The following is a 2,292-nucleotide window of genomic DNA, read 5'->3' as shown; positions in this document are numbered from 1 at the left end:
GGCGTCATTCGCCAGAATTCGGTCTGGGAGCAGATACTTGCTTCGCCGCGGGACGCCACTCCATCGTTGGCGTCCCGCCTTTCCATACCTGAAGTCCTATCGCGCAAGCCTTCAGGACGGCGGCAATGGACATCACTGCCACGATCGATGAGACGATCCGGAACAGTTCCTCGTAGCCGTATGCCGCGATCAACGGCGTGCTCAGGAGAGCCGAGCAGAACTGACCGATGAATACGGAGGCGGTCAGGATACCGCCAGCCATTCCCCTCCTCCGGATCGGTGCAATCCCCAGAGCAAGTGTCACGAAGCCTGGCGAGACCAGCGCGTAGCCTGCACCGATGGCCGACGCTGCAAGGAACCACGCCGGAGGTGTCGAAGCATGGGCGAGCAGCAGAAACCCGATTGCCATCGCACCATACCCCAACGCGAAGATGCCGACATGTCCGATGACCTGCTGGACTCGGCCATACAGAAGCGCGAAACAGCCGCCCGACAGCATCAGGACACCAAGCGCTGATCCGGTTATCACCGGGCTGTCGTAGCCAGCCCGCTCGAAGAAGAACGACAACTGCGTCGGCATGACGAAGAAGATCATGTTCGTGACGGCCTGAAGGAGCACGAGCGACGCGAGGGCGAAACCCCAAGACGAGGGGATCGGAGAGTTGTCCTGCGGGCTGGCGCCGGGAGCGGACGAGGCTCGTTGCGGGTCGACGATGACCTTCCACATCAATGGCAGGAAAAGCGCGGCAACTCCGTAGACGGCAAAGGGCAGACGCGGCGAGATCACGGCAAACCATCCGGCGAGCGAGATGAACACGAGTCCGCCGAAATTGCGGGCCGATATCTGAAGCCCTGTCAGCGCGTTTCGGTCGGCACCCCTGAAGTAGTCGCCGATGAGCGCGGTCTGCGCCGTCATGATGAGGGCGACGGCGCCCCCCAGGACCAGTCGGCTGACAAAGATGGCCGGAAGATCAGGAAGGAGCAGTCCTGCGCATCCGGCCAGCACGAAGAGGCCGACACCGGTCAGGAGCATCCGACGCCGACCGTACCGATCGGCGACGATACCCGCGAACGGCGCGAGGATGGCAACGGCGATCGAGGGCGCGGGCACCAGCAGCCGCACCAGCATCGCGGCGTTCGGATCGTTCGCGAACAGGCGCTCGAGCCCGGGGAGCGCGGGACTGATGGTGGCGTTGGCCATGGTCGTGAGGGATGCCGCCATCAGCAGTGCCACGGCTCGTGGATCATGCCAGACGGGCTTACGGGATTGATCGGGTGCCATGGCGTTCCTCTTGCTCAAACTGCTGATTCGAGACACGGTACGGCTTCAAGTTAACTTAAGGTCAAGCATTGGAATGATGGATATCGGTGAGGTCGCAGAACGTTCGGGCGTGCCGCCCTCGGCGTTGCGTTACTACGAGGAGGTCGGCCTGATCCGATCGGTCGGCCGGCATGGGCTGCGGCGGCAATTCGATGCCGACGTCCTCTTGAGGCTATCGCTGATCGAACTGGGAAAGACGGCAGGCTTCTCGCTCACCGAGATCGCAGGAATGTTCGGAAAGGATGGCCGGCCCGACATCCCTCGGGATCAATTGCACGCCAAGGCGGATGACTTGCAGCGCCAGATGGTCGACTTGCGGGTGCTGCGGGACGCCCTCCGGCATGTGGCGGAGTGTTCGGCCCCGTCTCACTTGGAATGCCCGACCTTCCGCAAGCTCCTCAAGGCAGCAACGCGCAGACGCGTCAGCCCTCCGGCAGCCGGTACGGGACATCGAGGGCGCCGCCGGCTTGGCGAATAGCAATAGACCGCACTAGCGCATCGCCGAGTGCGGTCTCACGTTAACGGCCTCTGCACCGTTCAATGAGTTAGGCAGGCATTTGGAGGACGTTGGGATGCAGCAGAGGTGCGTCCTTGATCCAGATCCGTGCCCCTTCTTGTCCGGCCGTCCCGATCAGGTCCATCCCGGCAGGCAGTCGGCCCCAACCCTGCGCTGCCAGCTTCTCCCCGCCGACCAAGAGCTCGCCGGAGAGCACGAGAAACTCCAGTCCGCGCACGTTCTCGACCGTCACGGCCTCGCCAGCGGCCCAGTCCTCGAGGCACACCTTCTCCCGGCCGTCGTCGAACAGCACGGTTGCGCTCGTTGCACCTTCCCGAGGGTTGGCCTCGTCACCTTCGCCGAGCTGACGCACGATCTGCGTCTTATCGTCGGCACTGAACTGCCAGAGGCGCACGAAGATGGTGCAGCCTTCCTCTGACGCAGGGATATGCGAGGTGCCCGGCGGGTTGCGGAA

Annotated in this window: 3 protein-coding genes; 1 reads left to right on the top strand and 2 read right to left on the bottom strand. The window is 63.4% G+C overall.

Features of this window, described 5'->3' with window-relative positions:
* Positions 1–4 precede the first annotated feature (4 nt).
* On the bottom strand, positions 5–1,234 hold the full coding sequence (locus JKG68_RS31935) for an MFS transporter (protein ID WP_312891073.1): 1,230 nt from the start codon (positions 1,232–1,234) through the stop codon (positions 5–7).
* Between the two features lie 115 nt (positions 1,235–1,349).
* Between JKG68_RS31935 and JKG68_RS31930 the strand changes: the two genes are divergently transcribed.
* Complete coding sequence (locus JKG68_RS31930) at positions 1,350–1,799, top strand: helix-turn-helix domain-containing protein (RefSeq protein ID WP_202066399.1); 450 nt, start codon at positions 1,350–1,352, stop codon at positions 1,797–1,799.
* A 67-nt stretch (positions 1,800–1,866) separates the two neighbouring features.
* Here JKG68_RS31930 and JKG68_RS31925 read toward each other — a convergent pair.
* A partial coding sequence (locus JKG68_RS31925) for a cupin domain-containing protein (protein ID WP_512699490.1) occupies positions 1,867–2,292 on the bottom strand: 426 nt, incomplete at its 5' end.

The sequence above is a fragment of the Microvirga aerilata genome (assembly GCF_016743775.1).
Lineage (GTDB): Bacteria > Pseudomonadota > Alphaproteobacteria > Rhizobiales > Beijerinckiaceae > Microvirga > Microvirga aerilata.
Note: the sequence above shows the minus strand (reverse complement) of the source record. Positions and strands in the feature narration are given on the sequence as shown.